The 23,964-nt window shown below is 36.0% G+C and carries 25 protein-coding genes and 1 pseudogene; 3 read left to right on the top strand and 23 right to left on the bottom strand.

Features of this window, described 5'->3' with window-relative positions:
- The first annotated feature begins 238 nt into the window (after positions 1-238).
- Entirely contained in the window at positions 239-2,854 is a 2,616-nt protein-coding gene (locus L647_RS0109225; protein ID WP_253948846.1) for a glycoside hydrolase family 16 protein, read from the top strand.
- Positions 2,855-2,923: 69 nt separating this feature from the next.
- A complete protein-coding gene (locus L647_RS0109220; RefSeq protein ID WP_024610881.1) occupies positions 2,924-5,875 on the top strand; it encodes a TonB-dependent receptor in 2,952 nt (983 codons plus the stop codon).
- A gap of 126 nt (positions 5,876-6,001) precedes the next feature.
- Here L647_RS0109220 and L647_RS0109215 read toward each other — a convergent pair whose 3' ends face one another.
- The 23 genes and pseudogenes from L647_RS0109215 to L647_RS0109095 all read right to left on the bottom strand — a co-directional run bounded on the left by L647_RS0109215 (position 6,002) and on the right by L647_RS0109095 (position 23,122).
- A complete protein-coding gene (locus L647_RS0109215; RefSeq protein WP_024610880.1) occupies positions 6,002-7,534 on the bottom strand; it encodes a hypothetical protein in 1,533 nt (510 codons plus the stop codon).
- 223 nt (positions 7,535-7,757) lie between these two features.
- Complete coding sequence (locus tag L647_RS0109210) at positions 7,758-7,946, bottom strand: hypothetical protein (RefSeq protein ID WP_076917049.1); 189 nt, start codon at positions 7,944-7,946, stop codon at positions 7,758-7,760.
- A gap of 389 nt (positions 7,947-8,335) precedes the next feature.
- Positions 8,336-8,707, bottom strand: a complete 372-nt coding sequence (locus L647_RS0109205) for a DUF3703 domain-containing protein (RefSeq protein ID WP_024610878.1) — start codon at positions 8,705-8,707, stop codon at positions 8,336-8,338.
- A gap of 97 nt (positions 8,708-8,804) precedes the next feature.
- A complete protein-coding gene (locus tag L647_RS0109200; RefSeq protein WP_024610877.1) occupies positions 8,805-10,049 on the bottom strand; it encodes a cation:proton antiporter in 1,245 nt (414 codons plus the stop codon).
- A 189-nt stretch (positions 10,050-10,238) separates the two neighbouring features.
- Positions 10,239-10,787, bottom strand: coding sequence for a DoxX family protein (locus tag L647_RS0109195; RefSeq protein ID WP_024610876.1), 549 nt, complete (start codon positions 10,785-10,787; stop codon positions 10,239-10,241).
- A gap of 26 nt (positions 10,788-10,813) precedes the next feature.
- Positions 10,814-11,641 (bottom strand): DNA-binding domain-containing protein, encoded by an 828-nt coding sequence (locus L647_RS0109190; RefSeq protein WP_024610875.1) that lies wholly within the window; start codon positions 11,639-11,641, stop codon positions 10,814-10,816.
- Complete coding sequence (locus L647_RS0109185) at positions 11,638-12,564, bottom strand: DUF692 domain-containing protein (RefSeq protein ID WP_024610874.1); 927 nt, start codon at positions 12,562-12,564, stop codon at positions 11,638-11,640. Before L647_RS0109185 ends, L647_RS0109190 begins: the two co-directional genes overlap by 4 nt.
- Entirely contained in the window at positions 12,554-12,901 is a 348-nt protein-coding gene (locus L647_RS0109180; RefSeq protein WP_008165743.1) for a DUF2282 domain-containing protein, read from the bottom strand. Before L647_RS0109180 ends, L647_RS0109185 begins: the two co-directional genes overlap by 11 nt.
- 675 nt (positions 12,902-13,576) lie before the next feature.
- Positions 13,577-14,053: a hypothetical protein gene (locus L647_RS0109175; protein WP_024610873.1), complete on the bottom strand. Its 477-nt coding sequence runs from the start codon at positions 14,051-14,053 to the stop codon at positions 13,577-13,579.
- 216 nt (positions 14,054-14,269) lie between these two features.
- Positions 14,270-14,680 carry a hypothetical protein gene (locus tag L647_RS0109170; RefSeq protein ID WP_024610872.1) on the bottom strand — a complete coding sequence of 137 codons (411 nt, stop codon included), beginning with the start codon at positions 14,678-14,680 and terminating at the stop codon, positions 14,270-14,272.
- A gap of 272 nt (positions 14,681-14,952) precedes the next feature.
- On the bottom strand, positions 14,953-15,663 hold the full coding sequence (locus L647_RS0109160; RefSeq protein ID WP_024610871.1) for a hypothetical protein: 711 nt from the start codon (positions 15,661-15,663) through the stop codon (positions 14,953-14,955).
- A gap of 39 nt (positions 15,664-15,702) precedes the next feature.
- A complete protein-coding gene (locus L647_RS1000000124970; RefSeq protein ID WP_024610870.1) occupies positions 15,703-16,089 on the bottom strand; it encodes a hypothetical protein in 387 nt (128 codons plus the stop codon).
- Positions 16,090-16,723: 634 nt separating this feature from the next.
- Positions 16,724-17,086, bottom strand: coding sequence for a hypothetical protein (locus L647_RS0109145; protein ID WP_158001064.1), 363 nt, complete (start codon positions 17,084-17,086; stop codon positions 16,724-16,726).
- A 157-nt stretch (positions 17,087-17,243) separates the two neighbouring features.
- Positions 17,244-17,411 (bottom strand): hypothetical protein, encoded by a 168-nt coding sequence (locus tag L647_RS1000000126005; RefSeq protein ID WP_158001063.1) that lies wholly within the window; start codon positions 17,409-17,411, stop codon positions 17,244-17,246.
- Between the two features lie 140 nt (positions 17,412-17,551).
- Positions 17,552-17,902, bottom strand: coding sequence for a hypothetical protein (locus L647_RS0109135; protein WP_024610867.1), 351 nt, complete (start codon positions 17,900-17,902; stop codon positions 17,552-17,554).
- Between the two features lie 322 nt (positions 17,903-18,224).
- Positions 18,225-18,440: a hypothetical protein gene (locus tag L647_RS1000000126000; RefSeq protein WP_024610866.1), complete on the bottom strand. Its 216-nt coding sequence runs from the start codon at positions 18,438-18,440 to the stop codon at positions 18,225-18,227.
- A 19-nt stretch (positions 18,441-18,459) separates the two neighbouring features.
- Positions 18,460-18,780: a hypothetical protein gene (locus L647_RS0109125; RefSeq protein WP_024610865.1), complete on the bottom strand. Its 321-nt coding sequence runs from the start codon at positions 18,778-18,780 to the stop codon at positions 18,460-18,462.
- Between the two features lie 198 nt (positions 18,781-18,978).
- Positions 18,979-19,437, bottom strand: coding sequence for a hypothetical protein (locus L647_RS0109120; protein WP_024610864.1), 459 nt, complete (start codon positions 19,435-19,437; stop codon positions 18,979-18,981).
- Positions 19,438-19,947: 510 nt separating this feature from the next.
- Positions 19,948-20,175 (bottom strand): annotated as a pseudogene (locus L647_RS0109115) (DUF6789 family protein); the annotation flags it as partial.
- Positions 20,176-20,470: 295 nt separating this feature from the next.
- Entirely contained in the window at positions 20,471-20,929 is a 459-nt protein-coding gene (locus L647_RS0109110) for a hypothetical protein (protein WP_024610863.1), read from the bottom strand.
- A gap of 294 nt (positions 20,930-21,223) precedes the next feature.
- A complete protein-coding gene (locus L647_RS0109105) occupies positions 21,224-21,604 on the bottom strand; it encodes an STAS/SEC14 domain-containing protein (protein ID WP_024610862.1) in 381 nt (126 codons plus the stop codon).
- Positions 21,605-21,747: 143 nt separating this feature from the next.
- Positions 21,748-22,440 (bottom strand): cupin domain-containing protein, encoded by a 693-nt coding sequence (locus L647_RS0109100; RefSeq protein WP_024610861.1) that lies wholly within the window; start codon positions 22,438-22,440, stop codon positions 21,748-21,750.
- A gap of 61 nt (positions 22,441-22,501) precedes the next feature.
- On the bottom strand, positions 22,502-23,122 hold the full coding sequence (locus L647_RS0109095; protein ID WP_024610860.1) for a glutathione S-transferase: 621 nt from the start codon (positions 23,120-23,122) through the stop codon (positions 22,502-22,504).
- A gap of 226 nt (positions 23,123-23,348) precedes the next feature.
- Between L647_RS0109095 and L647_RS0109090 the strand changes: the two genes are divergently transcribed.
- Positions 23,349-23,873, top strand: a complete 525-nt coding sequence (locus L647_RS0109090; RefSeq protein WP_024610859.1) for a TetR/AcrR family transcriptional regulator — start codon at positions 23,349-23,351, stop codon at positions 23,871-23,873.
- The last annotated feature ends 91 nt before the right edge of the window (positions 23,874-23,964 follow it).

Genomic DNA, 23,964 nt, shown 5'->3' with positions numbered 1-23,964 from the left:
AACTAATAAATGCTATATTTTTATAACTCCTTGTTAACTGGTCGAACCGTAAACTAAATGTAAATAACATAGACAAATATGTTGACCAATTACCTTCCCCGCAATATCATTTGTAAGCGCTTACAATTCACACATAAAAATGTAAGCGCTTACAGTAAATAAAAACGATATAACTTTTAATAAGTTAAAACACAAATTCTGACAATAATCTGTTGAAACCGGGGTTCAGTTATGAACATTGAAACAACGCACATTACTCGCTTATTGGCTGNCTGCCACTACATCAAATTTTGATAAAGTAGACGTAACCGCACCAGTCTCTGATTGGCAAATGGTTTGGAATGACGAATTCGATACATCTAGCATTGATGCAAATAAATGGAATTTTGAATTAAATTGCGATGGCGGTGGTAATAACGAAAAACAATGTTACACCGACAACGAAGAAAATGCCTTTGTAAAAGACGGCATACTTAACATTGTTGCCCTCCCCGCTGGAGAAGGTGCAGAACAGCCATATACATCAGCGCGTTTAAATACACGTTATAACGCTGATTTTACTTATGGTCGATTTGAAGTGCGTGCAAAATTACCAGCAGGTCAAGGTAGTTGGCCCGCATTTTGGATGCTGCCAACAGATGAAGTTTACGGTGGCTGGCCTCGTTCTGGCGAAATAGATGTTTTAGAATCAGTTAACCTTAATGTACAAAATGAAGACGGCTCACTTGAGTCTAAAATTTACGGCACCTTACACTACGGTCGCGCATGGCCTGATAACAGCGAAAGCGGTAAAGAGTACGAGTTTGCGCAAGGCTCAAACCCAGCCGATGACTTTCATACTTACGCTGTAGAATGGCAAGAAGGCGAAATTCGTTGGTATGTAGATAACTACCTTTATGCGACTCAGCGCCAATCAGAAGTAAGAACAAATGCAAATGGTGACGCTGTAGGTCTTAAGCATCGTGGTTGGTTTGCTGAATATTTTGAACAAGGTTCTGGTGAGCTAACAACCCATTGGGATAGCGCTCCGTTTGATCAAAACTTTCATATACTTTTAAACCTAGCTGTTGGTGGAGACTGGCCTGAAAACGTAAACAACTTAGGTGTGGACGAAAGTGCATTTGCAAACGGCCAAACTTTTGCAATTGATTATGTTCGTGTTTACGAATGTGCATCTAATCCTGATACAGGCAAAGGGTGCGAAACAATACGCCCTGGTTACAACAGCTTAGACGATGCACTAATTGAAGGTGCGGCACCAATCCCTAGCCCACCATCTACAGGTATTGCTACACCACTAAGTATTTTTGATGATGCATTTAACCCAAACTGGCCTGCATGGGATTGTTGTGGTGGCTCAACACCTGCAATCGTAAATGATGAAACTCAAGGCAATGCAGTTGAATTTCAAATTAATGAATCCCCAACGGTAGTCGGTTTTATTAGTCGTGATGAATTTATTACTGACGAAACGGGCGCTGCATCACCATTCGACGCATCACCAATGCTTGAAGAAGGTTACGTTCGTTTTAAAATGAAAGTAATCAATGCACCAAGCACTCCTGACACCACATGGTTTGTAAAACTAGAAAGTACTGAAGCATCTACAGATGCAGACATGTCGCTTGCTAATAGCGTAGAAGGCGTAGCACCTGTTATTGGTGAATGGCAAACGTATACATTTTTACTAGCAGACTTAGATGCTGCAGGTTTAGACATAAGCGCAATAGACGTCATTATGGTATTTCCTGAGTGGGGTGCTGGTGAAGGCTCTGTTTACTTAATTGATGATGTAGAAATAACACAAGATTCAATTGGCGAATTACCTGCTCTCGACATATTTACAAATGAGCAAAATACAGCATGGCCTATGTGGGATTGTTGTGGCGGATCAAACCCTGTAGAAGCAATGGATGACGAAGATTATGGTTTAACTGCTGAATTTAGTATTGGTGCAGAGCCTACTGTAATGGGGTTCAATAGCCGCACATCTGCAGGCGGTGCTGGTGAGTCTTTCGATGCTACTAGTATTTTAGATGAAGGTGTTATTCAGTTTGATTTAAAAGTGACTGCTAACCCAAGTAGCCCTGATGCATCTTGGTTATTTAAAGTTGAATCTAACGAAGGTGATTCTGCTGTTGAACTTGCTTTAACCCAAAGTGTGGAAGGCGTAGCGCCAACATTTAACGAATGGCAAACATATACATTTAAACTATCTGATTTAGCAGGTGCAGGCTTAGATGTAAACACTATCGATGTAATTATGATATTTCCAACATGGGGTACTGGCGAAGGCGCAGTTTATCGTGTTGATAATACTAAAATTTATAATCCTAACGCTGTCCCTACACAAACTGGTGAGCTGACTATTTTTAAAGAAAGTGCCGCTGACCAGTGGAGTATCTGGGATTGTTGTGCAGGCTCGACTCCTACAACTGAGACTGATGATGAAACGCATGGCGCAGTAGCGCAATTCATTATTGGTGAAACCCCGACTGTAATGGGCTTTTTAGCAGATGAAGATGTGTCGTTTGACGCCTCAGCTATTTTAGAAAGCGGTGTTGTGCAATTTGATATGAAGGTTGTTTCAGCCCCTTCAGATATTGATGCTCAATGGTTATTTAAAATAGAGTCTATTGGCGCTTCAAGCGCAGTAGAGCTTGCATTATTAGATAGCGTTGAAGGCCAAACTCCTACAACAGGTCAGTGGCAAACCTATACTTTTCCACTTCAACAGCTTTTTGATGCTGGTTTAGATATTAGTGCATTAAACGTAGTAATGGTTTTCCCAAGCTGGGGTATGGGTAACGGTACACAATACCGTATAGATAACGTAATTATTGCTAACCCGTAATATACCCATTAAATAATAGGTGCTTTGCACCTATACACTTCGACAACATTTGATAAAAGCAGAGCTATTATGAACACATTTAATTTTAAAAAGAGCCAAATTGCGGCTTCTGTGTCTCTCATTATTGCTGCGAGCACTCTCAATATTGCTTATGCCGCAGAAGAACAACAAAATACTGCAAAAACAGACGTAGAAATAATTGAAGTAAAAGGTATTCGTGGTTCACTTATCCGCTCAATGGATATGAAACGCGATTCGGCAGGTGTAGTAGATGCTATTTCAGCTGAAGAAATGGGTAAATTCCCTGATACTAACTTAGCAGAATCACTGCAACGTATAACCGGTGTATCGGTAAGTCGTGCAAATGGCGAAGGTAGCCAAATTACAGTGCGTGGTTTTGGCCCAGAGTTTAACTTAATAACGTTAAATGGTCGCCAAATGCCAGGCACGGGTTACTCTCGTTCTTATAATTTAGAAAATATTGCCTCAGATGGCGTAAGCGCACTTGAAGTATTTAAAACTGCACGCGCCGATATACCTAGTGGAGGCTTAGGCGCAACGGTAAATATATCAACAGCCCGTCCACTGCAAAGACCTGGTGAGCATTTTTCAGCATCAGCAAAAGCGCTTTACGATACCTCAAACGAAGCTGGCGATGATGTAACACCAGAAGTATCGGCGATGTACAGCAATACCTTTAAAGATGAAACCTTTGGTATTGGCTTTTCGTTTTCTCACCAACGCCGTGACTTTCAAAAACAAAGCGCAAATATTCAAGGTTGGCAAGCTAACGTAGATTTACCTACCCTTGACCAAAGTGATTTTATTGACAACCGCAGTGTTGATGCTGATGGAAACCCTACTGGTAATTACTATCTTCCAAAAGATATGAACTACTCAATTGAAGACTTACAACGCGAACGCACTAACGGCCAAGTAACACTTCAATATGCGCCAACTGATAACTTTGTAGCAACTGTAGATTATACCGCAAGCGAAGCAACCACTGGCTCACAAACTATTGGCTGGGGTATTTGGAACGACTTTGGCAGCAATATTAATGGTTACGAGTTAGACGAAAACGGCACCGCCGTATACATGGATTTAAGCGGTAATGATGCTTCATTTACTTCAAGCAAAAGTACCACCGAAGTTAAAGCACGCTCTTTAGGTGTGAACCTAGAATGGCAAATTAATGATACATGGCAAGTTGAACTTGATTATCACGACTCTAAAAACGAAACTGATAACGGCGCAGATAGCGGGTTAGGTAGTGCAGGACAAGTTATTTTAGGTTCAGACCAGCTTGTAAATAAAGTATACGATTTCCGTACAGGTGAAATACCAAGCGCTGAAGTATTTTGGCAAAATGGGACAAACGAATTAACTAAAGGCGAAATAGATTCTAACTTTAGTCAATTTATTCACTCACCAGGCGAGTCAAATATTGAACAACTGCAATTACACACAACTTGGTATAACGAAAGCTTTGATATTGGCTTAGTTGAAGTTAAATTTGGTGCCTCTCGCACAGAGCAAGACACTGGCGGTTACACTGCATGGAGCGGATTAGTGGGCGGTCCTGGTTTTAACCCGTCGTACACTGAAATATTCCCAGATGCGATGTTTACTCGTAATGATACATCTGGTTTGCTTGATCAGTTTTCAGGCGGTGGCAGCGACTTACAGCCTAATTACTACTACACATTTGACTTTGACGAAGCGGTAGCAAGACAAATAGCTTATTTAACCTCAGATGTTACCGGCGGCGATGCATACGCGGCAAACGCCTATTTAGATGGTATTGATAGCGAAAGCTATGTTGAAGAAATTACCAACAGCTTTTATGTTCAATCACGTTGGGAGTTTGAGCTTGGTGATTACTTTTTAAAAGTAAATACAGGCCTGCGTTACGAACAAACAGATGTAACCAGTACAGTACGCCAACGAGTAGAACAACAAGTTAATTGGATCAGCGCCTCAGAATGGATTATGCAATACGCAGACGGCGGCGACGATAATTTCTTAGAACAAGAAGGTGATTACGACGTTTTACTGCCTTCAATTGACTTAAGTCTCGATTTAACCGATGACATAGTTGCCCGTGTTTCTTGGGGTAAAACAATGTCACGAGCGCCATTAGGTAACCTAGCGGGTGGTCGAAGCCTAACAGGCAGCCCTAAACCTGGTTCGCGTACAGGTAGCCAAGGTAATACAAACTTACTGCCATTTAAATCAACAAACCTTGATTTATCGTTAGAGTATTATTATGCAGAAGGTAGTTATGCATCAATTGGCTACTTTAAAAAAGACGTAGATAACTTTATTCAAACAAACATTACGCAAACAACAATTGACGGTTTACACGATATTTTAAACGGTCCTCGTTACTTGCAAGCCGTGAGTGATTTAGAATCACGTGGTGAGCAAGCAACAACCGATGCTATTTTTGCACAAATGATCGCAAATGGTGATGCTAATTCAAGTGGTATTATCGAGCCAAATAGTGATGATCCGCTAATAACATGGAATATTAGTCAACCACAAAACAGCGACAGTAAATCAGTAGATGGTTTTGAAGTTGCTGTGCAGCACTTAATTGGCGAAACCGGATTTGGTGTTGGTGTAAATGCCACATTTGTAGACGGCGATGTAGAGTTTGACACTGAAAGTTTAAGCCAACAATCACCATTATCGGGTTTAAGTGACTCGGCAAACTTTCAAGCATTTTACGAAAAAGATGGCTTATCAGTTAAAATTACTTACGCATGGCGCGACTCGTACTTAATTGGTGTTGGTCAAGCGCAAGGCTCTGCAGACGCACCACCGCAGTATGCTAAAACATATGGTCAGTGGGATATGAGCGTAAATTACGACGTAAACGAAAACGTAACGGTATTCTTTGAAGGTGTAAACCTAAACAACGAAACCGAACAAGGTTACGGACGTTACGAAGAACAATTCTTATTTGCTAATCAATACGGTCCTCGTTATGCCATTGGCGCACGTTACAGCTTCTAAAATATTTACCAGCAAAACGAAGCCGCTCTATTGAGCGGCTTAGCTTTATTTATACCTTAATAGTTCACACGTGCACAAAAACTATATTGAGTTACCTTGATTTTACAATCTGTTTTAACTACTTGTTTAACAGTAATGTTTTAGGATTTTCTTCATTTCTCGAGTGCAAAAATTAGTATACTTATTATCTTTCAGACCAAGATTAGCGTATTTTTCAACCTCGCTTTTAAACAAATTTTGCTCAAAAAGATATCGTGCAAAAAAGCACAGGTTAAGATCGGTAAACTTATCAGGTGTAGCTAAATGAGGAAGCAATGTAACTATATGATTTGATGACAGCCTTTTTTCTCGCAGGTGCTTTACAAGAATACTCCATGTATCTTCTCGTATCCGCCCATTTTTGTGACTAGTAGCAATAGCTACTAAAAGATTTTGGATTTCTTGATTTTTAATACTCTCAAATGAAAAGAACTTACAAATAGGCAGAGATTCTCTTATTACTTCTAAATTATTGTCTTTTAATAATAAAGCTATTTCGCGTTCAAATAATGCGAAAATGAATTGCTCTTTATTAGCAAAGTTAATAAGTGAAACAGTACTCGTCGATTTAATTTTTTTATTTTTATCAGCTAAACCAAGGCGAATAAATTCAATATAATCAGATAAACTGCGCGGTAATTTATTAGTACTGTTCTTACTTTTATTACACAAAGCAACATAGTCTTTTACTTCACTATCAATATTATCTTTGTACCAATTTTCATCACTTATATGACGCTCAAAAGCATCCATCGCCCCTTTTCGGGCAGGAACATCCGCTTTTATAAAAAGTGCCTTAACCTCTGACATACTCTTAAAATCAATATACGTACGAGTCAGTACCCAAGCAGCGCTCTCCTTAACGGCTTTATTAGTTGAAGTTAATAAGCTTTTTAAATGTATTATTGATTTATTAAGATCTAGTGCACCCACTTTAATGCCTTTGTACATCCACTCTTGAGCTCCTTGGCGTGGTCTGTATTTAGCGTACCCTTTTCCTACATCTTCACATTCAAGAAATTGAGTAAATATAGTAGGCTCAGCACTCAAGTTCTTCAACACCCAAAGTATCTCTTTACTAGAAAGACTGGAGTAACTAACAGAGTGAATATGCCTTAAGTTTTCATACGTTGGTTCATTGTAAAATGTTTTTATATGTTCAATATTGACTAATTCAGATTCACTAAAGCTTGATGGATCAACGAGTTTATTATTTTTTAATTTTTTAACACCACCATTCAAAGTTATTGCTGCTACCGGACCAAAAGCAGCAATACTATCCGTGGACCCATTGTGAAAAAATTTAGTTACTTTCACTAAGGGAAAGACACATTGGTTTTTATGCCTCAAAAGTAAATCGATATCTTTCCCATACTCTAACTCACCAATAATATCCTTAGCATTATCGTAATTAACCCAATCAGCATCAGGGATTTCATCTCGGATAACTTCACCAAAATAAGCACCAAACTTTTCCATTAACTCGGTGGTTAATTTTCCACCAAGAGCAGCAATAAGCTTTTCAAGTTCGTTTAACGAACCCATGGTGCCATCTAACTGAGGATTATCCTTCTTTAGTTCATCACTTAATGTGATTGCTTTGTTTTTTATTTCTTCCATTTAAAGTACTCCTGTTAGCTATATATGTACTCAAATACAAATTAAACTGATTCTTTATTAAAGAACCAGTTTAAAATCGCTTTATTTAAGTTTTAAGTTCATACGATGTTATTTTTTCTTTTTACAAAAAATCATTCAATAAGGTACTCATATCCGGCTTCAGATACATCACATTCAATTAAGATGTAAGCTTTTTTTACTGCGCTATAATCTAAAATGTTGTTTAGCTGTTTTCCCCTTTTAAAAGAGCCACACTAAATTCCACCATTTCATTGATAAATATTAATATTTCTTTGGCTTCAATTTCACTCTTTATCTGATTATGTAAAATTGAATGTATTAACTTATCTTTATTTAAACATGTTGCGATATCAATAATAACGGTATTAACCGGTTCATAATCTACATTCATGACTTTTACATCTACCCACTTTGACATCAGTTGTATTAGGGTTTATTGATCTTTCAAGGTTGAATTTACAGCAGTATATTTGGTATTTAGGCAAGACAGAGCCTATGCAGTGTGGTTATTTCCCATAAATGGGCGATAACGTAGCATAAAGGCAAAACAGGCGCTGCCCAGAGGGTTCTTTCTAGGAGCTATTTACTCTTTGTTGCTCGGTTTTTACTTATTCTTACATGGATGTAAGCCAGTAGAATAAAGCAGGAGCAGTTATCGGGCCCACTAGGTTACAAATCTCGCACCGCGGTTAAATAGCCCTAGTTTGAACAAATTTTAATCCGCAAAAATCAACAGACCCTAGTTTTAGTTAAAATAAAGAGGTTAAACAGATATAACGTTTATTGTACATCTGATTTAGCGCGTGCAATAAAATCTGAATAGTCAGCAGAAATAGGCATAGCTTTAAAGGGGCTGACGTTTGCCCCGCCAGTGTTACCGCTGGGAATTAATCCAAACGCAGTTTTGGTAGCTGCTCCAGCTATACGAAATATTTGTCCAAAAAGCTCACGTAAATCGTTTTGCTTAAACGCCCAGCAAAACATCAATATATGCACTTTAACATGAAAATAAGTAGATTCTTGACCGAGTACATGAGCATTTTCTAAATGCTCAAATGCCTCCATAAACTTGCCATTTTTATTAGCTAAATGAGCTAAATCTAATTCGGCATTTACATATGGTTTTATATTTCTAGTGAATTGACTAAACATACTTCTATCCTTGTAAGCGCATAACGAGTATTTAAAGCAACTCGTTTATAACCTATGTTTATTAATGGTCAAACAATAACCGAGTTGCTATTTTGGTTCAATTGCTACTTTTGTTTTTTAGCTTTGCGAGCTCTCTTGATTTAATTTTTAGCACTTTAATTTTAGCGCCGTACCAATTAGCCATAGGTGCTGCTGCAATACCGTGTATTAAAGTACTCATCCATACAGCGTTAATCGCAACAATTAAAACTGAGTGACCGTATTCACCTAAAATATCTTTAGAGATAATAAGTGCAAACAGCGCTGTTGCAAGACCTCGAGGTCCAAAGAACCCCATAAACACTTTTGTTAATACTTTAGCTTTAGTGCCAATCAATGAAAGATAAATAGCAAGAGGTCGTACAATAAATATACTTACTAAAATATAACCAACAACAGGGAGGGTTAAATGCTCAACAGCTGAAGGAAGTAAGCCAAGCCCAATAATAACAAACGAAGTCCATATTAATATTTGACCTTCACTTTCAGTAAATTGGTATATAAATCGGCAATGACCTTTTACAATATTACCAAAGGCTAAACCTGCAACAAACGCTGATATAAATCCATTTCCACCCATTAAAGTAGCCATTAAATATGATGTGCCGGTAAGTGCTAAAACGCCAATTCCTTCATATATAGTCGATGATATTTTTTTTGACTCAGAGTATAAAAATAAACGTCCGCTCGAGAACCCCATAAATGCGCCAACCAAAATACCTATAAATATTTGGCTAAATCCAAACACTAACCATGACATTTCATTTTCTTGAGAGCCGGTTTCCATAGCAACTAAACTGGCAAAAAATAAAATAACAGGTAATGCTAATCCGTCATTTAAACCGCTCTCAACTGATAAACTTTGTCGCTCGTTTAAAGGTACGCTCTCATTGCTAACAACAGCTTGACCTAAAGCTGCATCAGTCGGTGCTAAAATTGCTGCAACTAAGGCTAGCATTGCCCAAGGCCACTGTGGAAAAAACAAATAAGCAAAGCCTGTACCAATCAAAATACTCAACGGCAAACCTATCAATAGCATTCTTAAAGGCCACGTATTTTGCCTTTTTAATCTGCGTAAATTTATTTGTGAAGCATCTAAAAATAATAATACAACTAGCGATATTTCTGCTATTAAATACACGGTCTCGTGTGCATCGCCTATATTGATCAGCCCAACCTGAGATACAGCAAAACCTATACCTAAAAATACCATTGGCGCCGTGATAATAGTGGTAGAGAGTTTTTTTGCTAGCATAGAGTAAGCACTAACTGAGAAAAGAAGAATGAGTAATCCTATTTCCATTGGGAGTTCCTATTAGGCATGGCTTGGTATTTTTATTAGAAAATATCAGGGTTGGGGTTAGCTATATTAAATCAGCACAATTTATTGAGTTAATTTTTATAAGTTTATTTTTAACTTTAATCTAAAATAATAACCGGCACCTAAATAACATTAGCCTGCCAGTTACGTTTAACTTTAATATGCAAAAGCTTATTTAGCTGCTGCACGTTTTGCGTCTAAACCAAGTAACTTATCAATAGATAAAAAGCCAGGTCCACGAGCAAAAATCACTAATAATGAAACAGCCCACCACGATGCCGGATTAATCCAATGATCGAGTGTAGGGAAAACTGCAAGCTGAATAAACATTGTCATACCAATAAGGCCTAACGCTGCAAAGCGAGAAAACAAACCGATAATCAGTAATATTGGGAGTAACACTTCAACAACACCAGCAACCACAGCAAGTGTTTCAATTGCTTTTACAAGAAATGAGCCATCAACATAATCTAATGTTTTTGGATCACAAAGCTGCAAAGCACCTTCTCTAACTGGATCAGGACAGAAAAATTCGTATTTAAATAAGTCGTATTTATCAACATTAAATTGTAAAAAGCCATCCCATTTACTCAACCCAGAATCGAGGAATACTTTAGCGACCATAAAGCGAAGAAAAAACAGTGCTATAGGTTCTAAGAACCGCGATAACTGCTCTCCCATCTGTACGTACAGTTGTTGTATTTTTTTTATCATGCCCATATTTATTCCTACTCTTGTAATGTGTACTAATTGATTTGGATTTCTAATAACTCATTTTGCAAGCATGCTGTAAAAGCATCGCTCACTTCAAAGTTTTCATCTACCGTTATTGCTGCATCAAAAGCTTCACCTAAAGACCTACTTGTACCCTGTAGAGCCTGCATAAGTGCAACTTCTGCGATAGAAAGAGAGCGGGCTTGCACCGCACCTTGCAAACGCCATAACATTATAAAATCCTCAGTAGAGGATTTAGTTACAACGACATCATTATTATTTGTTTTTAGCGAAATCCATTCAAAAAATGCGCCTTCACTCACACTAAGTAGCAGTACGCTGGGGTTAAGCTTTACATTAAGCTCAGTAAGCTCAGTACCTTGTTCCATTAGTTGAGTAACATATTCTATAGTTAAAGTTTCAGTTGAATCAGCGCTCATCAAACTCATTAGCCACGCGTAGTCTAAATGCGCAATATCAACTAAGTTCATATATAAATCTGATGCACTTTGCTGATTTACAGTGACTTCAAAAATATGTTTATTTTCAATTTCACCATCTTTAATCAAATCTGCAACAAAGTCTGGAAAGCTTAATCCGTATCCCACCAAAGTGCCCTGCTCTGGTGGAAAACGGTCAACATAAAGTCGTGCCATTTTACGAAAGTTCTCACTACCTACTTTTTTTTCACACATAGGAAAGTTAGCTATTAATGCATCAACGCAGCCTTTATAAAACCCGTTTCTATACACAGCTAATCTTTTAATGTGCGAAGGATTTTCGCAAAAATGCTCCATTGCACTTGGATCGCCCGTTCGCAAATAGCGAGTAAAAGCATCAATATATTGATTGGTACTCATTGGCGAACCACTTCTTTATGAGATATATTTAAGCGACTTTGTGACTCGCTTTGATTCAAATAGTTTTGCGCAGTTTCTCGCTCGCTCATAAGCTCTTCAAACGATGGAATATTAGCATCTCGCTCAACAAGCACTGGTCGCTGACCAAATATCTCAATTGCTTGTTCTAGCAAATCCCATACAGGAGTCGCTACCGGTGCTGCATGGCTGTCTATTAATAGTGACTGACCAAGAGCTGGATCCGGATCGTGCCCTGCAATATGAATTTCTCCAACAAGCTCAGCGGGGATCTGCTTTAAATAATCAAGCGCATCAATACCCGTGTTTTTACTACTGATATATAAGTTATTAATATCGATCAGTAAGCCACAACCAGAGCGCTTAGCCGCCTCAACTAAAAATTGAGGTTCATCCATATCACTTATAAAATCTAAATAGTTACTTGGGTTTTCTACTAAGATTGACCGACCTATGCCCGTCTGGTAACAATCAATCCCATTAATTAAAGATGCAAGAGCGTCTTGTGTGCGAGGTAAAGGCATTAAGTCTGCAAAATATTTACCCTCAGACTTAGACCAAACTGCATGCTCAGATACCAGTGCTGGTTGAAACTCATCAATCAACGCTTTAACTCGTTTAGTATGAGCAAGCATGGCTTTATGATCAGAGCCTAACGAACCACCAACACCATGAAAACTAATATCAAAATTTTCACGTACAGCTCTCAAATAATTTAACCGAGGTCCACCTGCTACAAAATAATTTTCTGTATGCACTTCAAACCAAAGATTATTATTTGTAACTGGCTGTTCTACTGGTAAAGCTAAAATGTCGTCAAGATGTTCTGGCTTTAAACTTAGGCCGGCACCTAATTGCTCCCCAGCAACAATGTACTGGGGAAAACCTGCTTTATTAACCTTCAAGCGAGCCTTTACCATTAGGAGTTACAACTGATTCACATACGCCTTTAGGTGCATATGTCCATGCGTTAGCTTGGAAGTCTGTAGTTGAAGTGCCTTCACAACTTGTTCCTGCACCTGCTTTACAATCATTTTCACCAGCTAAAGCAATACCAAAACATTTATCTTTACGACCGCGAACTTTATCACCAGCTACCCAGCCTTTAAATTGTTCTTGTACTTTTGCTGAAGCACCTTCTGCAACTGTTAACTGGCTGTTAGGACCAGCTACTGCGCCTGCACTTAATACTGCTGCTGATGCGCCAATTAATAAAGCCGTAGTTAAATTTACTTTTTTCATTTGTATGCTCCTGATTAAAATATTTTTTCTTGTTTTATCAATGGATGTGAATAAACATCCACATTCTCATAAACAAGTACAATAAGGATAAGCGGTATCGCCGTTTTATCAATTTAATAGACCTATTTGCATAAAAATAAATTTCAAATTAAATTTCAAAAATATTGATAACAATAAAATAAAAAAGATCTCAACTTGTAACAAGTCCAGAGTAACGCATTGATATTTAAACACTACTTACACTAAAAAATAACAGTAAGGTGAATAAAATGTTAATTAAATATTTCAACAAAAACAGTTATAGATAGTCAACTGCAGTTAAATTACGATTTAATCTGAACCCTAATTAAGAGATATATTAGGCTCTATTAACTTTTGAGGATTAAAATTTGTTCTTTTTCGAAGAGGCTTAAACGCGATGCGTAGTTTGTAGCTTAGTGAACTCTATAACGGCCCCTACTCACGCCTCTTACCTACACCCGTGCAGACAAAAAAGAGCAAATTAATTAGGTAGAAAGTACCAAAATGGCAGCGTATGTTTTATCTTTATGTTGTGGTATTGCCTATATATGGGAGCTAAAGTATAGGAGTATAGAACGTGAGTATTGAGGAAAACCCCGTATTTTATGCAGGGTTAGTTAAACATTTTTACCGAATTACGTAAGCGTTATAGGCTTAAAAATTAACTTGTCGTTTTTTACGTTGGTTATTAAAATAAACAAGTAACGCAATAACAATTAATATATAAGGGAAAGCAATTACCCACTTTTCTTCTAATTGCTTTTGTTTTTTATACCATGAAATATCGTAAATAAGATTCTGATCAATGCGTAGTTCGTAAACATCAATAGCACCTCTGTTTTGAAGTATGTTTAAAAACGCAGTCTTTCCAACCCACTCTTTTCGTACATCATCACAATAAAGTGAATCGATACTCATCGGAATTTCATAAAATTTAGAATCATTTAATTTAACCGATGAAAAATATTCATTGTGTCGTCCTGAGCAACCAACATGGGTGACAACACCTGATACCTTTTCTAAATCTTTATACTCTGCAATTGGTATATCGGGTCCAAAAGAGAGCCTAAGTGATATTACAGCCGACACTAAAAATAACGCAATAAGAGCAACTTTCGTTATTATCGACATCGAAATTGTCCCTCTGCAATCTTTAAACGTGTATACGTAATAATTACACCCCTTGGTCTTTTAAATTATTTACTTCACAGCAAAACAATGATTACTATCTATTACTTTACAACAACTTACCAATTTAAGTGTTGTATTATTAGTAAAGGATTGTTGAGAATATTATTACGCTATCTGCGTTATTTATTTAGCACCTTAAATTTTTGTACCGTATTTCTATCGGTGCCTCTCGATTTGGCTGCGTTTTACTGTGACTTGATACGGAGCGTCATCACCTATTATTAAAGCGGTATCAGTCCACTCAACGTTAGCCCAGCGAGAATATGCATCTTCTTTAGAAGTAACACTGCCTAATGCCACTAATTGATGATAACTGCTATCTCCAATGTGAACTTTGCAGTTAACATTATAAATATCCCCTTCTTTTTTTAACGTAACAACAGCAGTATAAAAACCTTTGCCGTATTTCCAATCAGGGCTTCTACTAATCAAAATCACATCTTCTAAAGAATACGTCACTGTACTTTGAAGTGCAGTATTAATAAATCTATACGCTAAAAATGAGTACGAAGTAGCTAATAAAATAATGACGATTAAGTCTAAACCACTCAATTTTTTAAAATTCATAATTCAAATATCTACCTTCATATCACCATAAAAAAACCAGCTATAAAAACAAGAGCAAGCTCTATGCGTCACCTAAACAGTTAGGTTCACCATCAGTAACAGGCATAAACCAATATAGAGTTGCCTTAAATAGTAAACTTAAAAGTGCGATAGAAACTGTTAAAACAACTTCCACTTTGCTGATTTTTATAAATTTATACTTTAAAGTCTATTATAAACTACCAAAAATTGAACTAAAATAACGAAAATTTTTTACAACTATTATTACCAAATTATTTATCTAACCATGGCGGTCTTACATAAACCACTTTGCTTGAATAATCTAAATCTTTAACCCAATATCGGTCTCTGCAACCAAATTTCCATAACTTAGCACCAGCATCCATTGTATTATCCGTTAGGTCATTGCTTCGTTCTAAAAATGGCCACATTAAATAAGTTGCAACTTCGTCGCATTTAGTAAGATGGATAGCCCAGTTTTTAAGAACTTCGTAGTGCTCATCATCATAAGGAAAGTACTCTATCCAATACTCAGTAATCGCTTCATAAAGCACACCAAAAAGCGTGTTAACTGAAGTGCCTGGAATTTCTATATTTGAAGGGGCAATTTCAACTTTAAACCCATTGTCTATAAAAGTAATAATGTCGGCGTTGTAATCTTCTTCAAGCAAAATGGAGCGTAAGCTCGATACGTGTAAAGAAACAATACGTTTAAGCTCTTCATCATCACACTTAACGTAGTCTAAATTGGGTGTTTTATACCCCCATCCAGGAATAGAATCAGCATTGTTTTGTATTTTTGACAATCTATTACGTATATCTTCGTGTTCATCAAAAACTGACCACGCAATTTCTAAGTCATCTTTATTATGAATAGCATTAAAGAAAAAATAATGGTCAATTTCATTTTCAATATCAATTGAATCAGGATCTTCACTATTTCGCTTTAGTATGTCTTCTAATAATTTTAGTTTTTGATTCATTAACATCTCTTAAAATGACTATTATGCAGGCAGGAGGACTTAAATGCTTCCTCGTAATATATTGATTTTAGGCTCAATACTATTCCAATGTTCTCCAACATATAACCGACAAGACATACGTGGAAGCAACCTTAAAAGCTTACCTTGTATTGAGTTATTACTTTTAACTTGTTTAGTTATTTCTTTTATTAACCATTGCTCGTTAAAGCCCGCCCATTCACCGGTAATGCTTAACAAATTAATTGATACAACTGGCGCTACTTCTTCGTACAAAATACTGCGTAGGGTTTCTATAGAATAGGGAGATTCAGAACAAATACGTATTATATAGGGGTAATTTAAAGTTACATCAGTGTCCAAAAACAAGTCTGCCAGCGCTATCCAAACAGGTTTTCTTTGTTCTATATCGCTGTCTGTAAAGTTCAATATGCTCACCCTATTATGCTAACTTGGCATTAAAATACCACCTATCACCAAATTCAACTAACATGCTTTTATAAATTTAACTCTATGTAAATAAAGTCTATATGTAAAAAGTGACGTATTCGTTAACAACAATATGGTTTATTAAAAAGGTATTATATGAGAGGCACTTAACGCTACGCTGAATGGTAAGTTTGGAGTGCAGCAAATGTGTAGCCATGATACAAACCTTTGTTGCATATTTACTTTGGCTCACCTTTCCAATACCTTTTAAATCTCTTTAATATAAAAATATAGAAAATGGATACGACAAAAATATAAATAAAAAGAGCGAACATCATAATAGCTTGAGTTTTAATGTAACCCGTAATAATAAACATACCGTAAATAGCAAACGCCCAGTATATAAAACCTAAAACTTCATCAATTAGTGTAAATTTAGATAGGTAATAAACCCATTTTTTTAAATGGCGTAATAAATTTCTCATACATTAATTCAATTTATCTTTATTGCGTTTTAGAATTACAAATATAAAGTGCATGCAAACAGCTATTTCCTATACTTAGCCGAGTACAAATAATGTGAGCTTGTAATGGTACAGTTAAAAAACTTGGCTGTAGTTAAAGTTCTACTTTATCATTCAAGCGAATGCATAAGATACTCAAACCCCGCATCAGATACATTACACTCAATCAAAATATATGCTTTTTCAACAACACAATAGTCTAAGGGCTTACCGTTCAATTGCTTTTCTTCTTGTAAAAGTTCAGCACACAGATCGGTCATTTTTTCTATAAACACTAAGATCTCTTTAGCCGTCGTTTCATTTGATATTTGATTATCTAAAATTGGTTGGATTAACTTACCTTTTTTAAGATGCTCGGCAAAATCAATGATTACGGTGCTAAGTGGCTCATAATTAACATTCATATTTTTAATCTCATACAGCAAAGTTTGAAATGGGATTTCGATTTTTTGATAGGTGTTTATTTTTGGCAAGTAAATTTGATTATTCTGAACAAATAATACATACACTGAAAAATTAAATAGTGTGTTAGTTAAAAAATTTAAAACAAGTTCCTGAAATTAACTCTAAAGGCTTTAAGTATTTGGAGCCCACAAATTAAGAGTTTAGCATGACTGTCTTGTGAATTATTCACTGTAAAGACCAATCGGCAATTAGCTTAATTGATACGTGATCATCACTGCAGTCAACAGTTTCGATTAACTGCACCATTTCAACTTCTCTTTCATTTAATAATTTATCATCTTGATTATAAAGCCTAATATAACCAGATTCGTCGCTGGCAGAACTGCCAAGCATATGTACCGCTACACTCTATATCGCTAGCAACTTTAAATGTAAACTTTCGACCATTAATTATCATCTAAAACCCTAAGACTCGTGTAGCACCGAAATAACCAGCACAACTAGTTATTAATAATTTAAACAACATATTAAGCTTACCAGCGTAAACCGTATTTTTTCTTAATTCTTTTATATAAGTCAAGCATGCTTTCATCCTTTGCAAACCCTACTATTCCTATAAATACAAAACCACTCAATAGCACTAATGATATTACTAAGGTAAATATGAGTTTTAGCGTAATTTCCTCATTTGAAGCCAACACTATATAGATAATAAACAGCCCAAGTATCGCTGCCGAAAAGCAAACTACACGTCGAATAATAACCCAAGAAATTGCCATATATTTACGTAAAAAACTCGGTGAAGAAGCTCTATCCGGATAGATATACCATACGAATAAACAAGCTATTGCTATAACAATTAATATTCCAAACCAAAGAGGCATATAAAACCTTAAGTAAGTTACCAACGAAATTCAATGTCTAATTAATAAACTAACAACAACTTACTAAAATAAGCGACGAAGAAGTACAAGCTAATTGATTTTTGTTTTTTAAAAGTCGGATACATTAGCATTTGTAACCTTTCAGGATTAAAATTTGTTCCCTCTATGGAGATTTAATCGCATCTCGAGGCGAAACCCAGTGACCTCGTTAATCGCTCCTGCGTAACGCTACATCGGCTCTGCATTGCCTAAATACTAAACACATTGCTGAAATTTAACCTCGAAAAATAAACAGATCCTAATATTGTGCTAGATATACTTGTCATTTACCTTCCCCTGACTCCTTAATATCCTTTAACATGTCTTGATAATCTTGCTCTGTTTTAGGACCAATTAAACACGGGCTTTTTGAACTATTCTCACCTAAAGCTTTCTCCGCTTTTTTATGTATTCTGCTTTGCTCTCGAATAGATTCAATATTATCTTCTAATACTTTCAATATTTTTTCACTTTTATCCAGATAAATTGTAACGTTCAAATTTCATTGCTCTTACACATTATTTTTCTACTTTAGTATTGGGCGGGGCATCCATAAAATGAAAACTCCCCCAAAGTAAAATCAAAAAAGCTAATGGAAAAAAAGCAACCAAAATACTATATTCGTTAATTTTGTCACTAAGCCTATAACACCCAAAAAACACTAAAGGGTAAATTAATGTACCCCATAAAAAAAACTGATTCATTATTCTATTAAACAAGGGTATATGAATATGTGAGTTACTTCCCAGCCCCATGAGGCTAGCAATAACTATAAATGGATATACGACTAAGGGAATAGCTCCAACAACTAACATAGCAATTCTAACAAACTCAGTCATATGATTAATGCCCTATATATTTTAAAAAACTAACGCCGTAACAAAGCGTGCATAACACCGAAATAGAATAAAGATTCAAATTTTAAGTAAATAAATAGCAAAATATTTGACTACAATTGTAGTGAAAAACGAATAGCAGCCAAACGTTTAGCGTCTGTTTTTATTGCTTTTTTTATTAGATTAACTACAAACTTTAATTTAGCTGTTTATGTATTCAAGTCTACATTTTTCAGCTAATAAATCGAAATTTGATATTTCTATGCACGCAAAATAATCTTTTACTGATCCGATTGTCTGCTCAATACTATCATGTTCATCGCATTCATATTCTATGGCTATTCCAATAATTTTTTTCATTATTTCATCCCAAGAATAACGTTTTTCTATGCTACCTTCCTCAATATCAAAGGATATGAAATTTTGTTGGTTAATGTCATATGCATAATGTATATATCCACCTATATCAGCCCAAAGTGGAATAATATCACCCAGCATATAGGCTGCTTGCTCCTCTTTATTAAGGAAATATACAACAGGGCAAGTAAAGTAAATATCTAATGGATAACTGAGTTTTTCATCAAGTACGTCATTAAAAAAATGAGGAATATTAAACTGTTTTATAAGCATTTTTGCTTTTTCAATTGTTAAGTAATTCATGATCAATATTTCCTATCGCAAGGTTGTAAAATAATCCAACAGCCTAAATTAAAAAACGAGCTACTAAAATCAACCCTAAGCACTTTTAAAGTATTTGGTAATGAATTTAGACCCCATAATACAGGCTATTTTTCTTAAATAAGCGTAATTCGACAGCATCAATATTTATTTTTATTAATAAACAAACCATATCCGAGTTCCTGCATTGGATCAATTGGTTACTATATAGTTACCTCGCATATAAAAGGGAGTTTAATCTAGTTTTTATGGGTGTTTTAGACGATGTTTAGGTAGCTTTATTACAACTAAAAAAGCACTTTTTAGCAGAGCGTATTTCGTAGTAGTTAAAATGTGTATTAAGCAGGGTTTTATATACGTTATTTATTATGAAGTAACGCGTGTTTGCTGTAATGCTATTGAATAAATTCAAAAATAGCTGCATTACTTGCCTTAAACAAACACGCTTCTGTAAATTTAATCTTTACAGATGAACACAATTGGTGAGTTAGCTTAAAATGTACTGTTATGTGTACTTTTTAATTTAGCAAAAGTTAAGCCCATCGTTGCACCAAAAGCAATATGTAACACCAAGGTTAGCACAGGTGCCATAATCCCCATTGATAAGCCAAACAGACCAGCACCACTCATCGGCATAGGACCTATCATCATTAATAACCAAGCACCCACACCAAAAGTAATACCCTTCATTACTTGTGAGTTACTTGGCAATAAATCATTTACAAGTAGATACGACTTTTGCTAAACAAAGTCATAAATTAAATAAACGTTAGTTGCTGCAAGCAATTTTTAACGTGATTTTTGGGCCCATAAGCACCAATGACAAATTGGTTTAAATATAATCATAAAAAACTAAATCCTGTAATTTCGCTTTATCAGTATGTTGGTTTTCGTGACAATAATTGCGCATTTTTATTAGGTCATCTATTTAATCTAATTGAGAAATTCACCAATTAATTTTAAATAAAACACAGCCAGGTGTTAATTAAATACAGTAACGCCTACTTTTTCACATTTACTGTTTTACAAACGTTACGCCTATTGGTGGTTTCCCTTCAGGTAGGCGAGTTGAGTGCATTTGCGATACTAGCCATTTACCATCTACTTTTGTAACCACTACACTTTCTAACCAAAACACGTCCATGCTCTTTTTTTCACTTTTAAGATTTGCTTGATTCCAATAATTAATAAAACCAGTATCGCCAACAACTTTCGAACTAATCACACTAAAATAGTTAGTTCTTGTAAACTCCGAAGGATTAACTGCATTAATAAAATCGTTCATAGTCCACACTTCACCGTGTTCTAAAAGTAAAAATGAATCATCTACTGCTGCGCGCATTTTATCGTGATCGATATTAGAAACAGCTAAAAAAAGGTCACTCACAGGTGTGAATATATTGTCTTCTTCTGCTGCTGCTTGTATTGATGATGAAAATATAAATAATGCGATAAAGGTAAGTATTAGTTTCATAGTTTATGTAATGTGTAATTTGCTCAATAGGTACAAGTGTATTTGAATAACTAAACATTCACAATTGAATTAAAACGAATACAAATGTTTATAAAAAGCACTATGTGTAATGCTTGTAGTGGTAATGCTCTATATTTGTTTTAAACAACAAAAAACGCCCATAAGAGCGTTTAAGTTTTTATTCGTTTGTGTATTAAATCAATTTTGGGTAGTAAATTTAACTCAAGCAGTTATTTTCAAAACTAAAAGCGTTGAATCTACTTATAATCAGCCACTTATTAACCGGCAAATTAGCTACTCTTCTAACCATTCAATTGCAGCGGTGGCATTTTCAAAATATGCCATTTCCCCAGATACAGCATTATTGCCTATTTTTGCGATATTTGATTGCCACTTTTTATTGCCGTAAATAGCGACCCTTTTCAGCTCATTGTTATGTTTTTTACCTAGCTTTAAGTCATCAAAAACACATTTAAAGCCAACACCTTGAAGTTCTATGCTGTCAATTAGTATACTTATTACGGGGTGTTTTACTTGCGAGAGGGCTGAATCAATCTTAGGGGTAATGTTTTTATAATCTTCGTGAGTAAGCTTACCAACAGCCTTAAACGTTAAAAAAAACTCACTGCCTTTGCCTTCAATATCAATCGATAAACCATGGTTTGAATGTGCCATCACTTAATCTCATTCTTCAATTAAGCTTTGAGAGTACGTTACATTAGATTAATGAATTATGAAGCAAATGAAAAAAACACTAAGGTTAAAGTAAAAAGTGAGCATGTAGCTCACTTTATATATGTTTAGGTTTAGGTTTAGGCTTATGTATTTTGTACACGAGAAATTTGGTTACTTACATCCGTTAAATGACCCGTTTTAAGCCATACTTTTGCGCCATTATTCCCCGCTTTAACATTAACAGTGCTGTTAATAGGCACTCTTAGCCAACTGTTTTTTACCAAAGTATCAGCTTGTTCATCAAGTGAGCCTTCAAGTACTAGCAGCTCAGCCCCACCTTGTGCATTTATTACCATGTCGGCGTTAGGTTTGAAAAGTAGTAAGCTTACTTCTTCAAAGGTGTCTTTGTATAAAGGCGTTACTGCTACATTTTTAAAATTAGAATGTGCCGCACTTTGCATTAAATCTGTTTGCAAGCGTACATGCGTTCTATCATCTGGCTGAAACTGCCATAATTTTACAAATATAATACAACCGTTTTTAGACCCTGGCTTATGTTTTGACTCAGGCGGGTTACGAATATAGGAGCCAGCCGGAAAGTCGCCATGCTCATCTTGAAATACACCTTCAAGCACAACAAACTCTTCGCCGCCGGTGTGTATATGCGGCGAAAACTCACTGCCTGGTGCGTAGCGAACAATCGTTGTTGCACGAGCAACTTCATCGCCTACTCTATCAAGCGCTCGTCTATCTACTCCAGCCATTGGCGATGCAACCCAGGCAAGTGTTTCACTGTGCACAACAACTCGTTTACTAAAATCGGCAGCAATTTTCATACTTAGCTCCTAACTATAATTTGGCTTAAACCTAAACTTATATGATTCTTAAATTGTAGTACTAAGCAGCAACACTTGGACGTTTTGCCACTTTTTCTTGCCATGCAACTAAATGTGTTAATTCACTTGGAATTGCTATTTGTGCAAACCCTGCAAATACAAGCCCTGCATACAATGTAATATCAGCAATACTAAATTGTTCACCAGCAACAAACGCTGATTGCTCTAGTACGTCATTAAAATAGCTAAAACCTTGGCGCGCTTTTTCACCTTGCTTTTCACCCCAACCTGCATTTTGATAAACTTCAAGATCTGGTCCTAAGCCATCAGTTGCATGGTGAAAGTATGTTGCCACAGCATCAAGCACCATAGATTCCGCACGTTTTTGCATCATATTAATAACTGCGCGCTCTTTTGCAGTTTTACCCATTAATGACGGACCTTCAAATGCGGTATCAATATACTCGGTAATAGCCGTACTTTCAGATATAAACGTGCCGTCATCTAGTTCTAATACTGGTACGCCCGCTAATGGATTTTTAGCTAAAAAAGCGTCAGTTCTGTGTTCACCATTTAATAAATCAACAGGTACAAATTCAACATTTGCAGTGGCATTTTTTTCAGCTAAAGCAATACGAACACGAAGTGGATTTGGGAAGTTTTCTACATCATAAATTTTCATAATTATCTCTTATATTTTTTGTTAAAAGTAAATAAAACGGCACTACCTACCTACCGATAGGTAATTTATATTACTAAACTAAACTTAAGTCAACGTTTAAATTTTTCTTATTTATAGGATCTAACTTAATTTATAATAAAATTAGTGTGTTGCTTAAAAATAAAAACGCTTGTAAATAACTACCTACTGGTCGATAATTTTATTATTGCGAATAGGAAATATTAAAATGAGTAAGAAAGAAGCTTTATTAAAAGCAGCTGAAAACAAGGTACGTCTTGGCGGTTATAGTAATTTTAGTTTTAGAGAACTTGCGAGTGAAGTTGGAATTAAAAGTGCAAGTGTTCACTACCATTTTCCTACTAAGGCTGATTTAGGTGCAGAGCTTGCGCATCAATATACTAATTCGTTTTTAGCTGCACTAGGTGAACCAAACGAACTTAAAGCGAGCGGTAAAAACCCGATAAATGTGTACACTCAACTTTTTAGAAGTGCATTAGTAACCGACAGAAAAATGTGTTTATGTGGTTTATTAGGAGCCGAAAGCGATAGCTTACCGGATAAAGTACGCCTTGAAGTAAAGCGCTTTTTTAACGAAAACCTAGCATGGCTTGCTGCTGCACATTTAGTTAATGGCGATCTAAACCCTACTCAATCGGCTATTCAAACTGTTAGCCTACTAGAGGGTGCAATGATGATAAGTAAAACACTCGACGATAACAGCTACTTTGAACTTGCAACTCAGTTAACGTAATAAAACTTAAATTTAGCGCACAAAAAAGCGAGCTATTAAATAGCTCGCTTTTTTTGTACTTAAAATAACGTAATAACTTACGCCACTTTTA

Origin of the sequence: Pseudoalteromonas sp. TB64 (assembly GCF_000498095.1) — a bacterium.
In the GTDB taxonomy this organism is placed as follows: domain Bacteria; phylum Pseudomonadota; class Gammaproteobacteria; order Enterobacterales; family Alteromonadaceae; genus Pseudoalteromonas.
The sequence above is the reverse complement of the archived record's forward strand: the minus strand, read 5'-3'. Positions and strand labels throughout refer to the sequence as shown.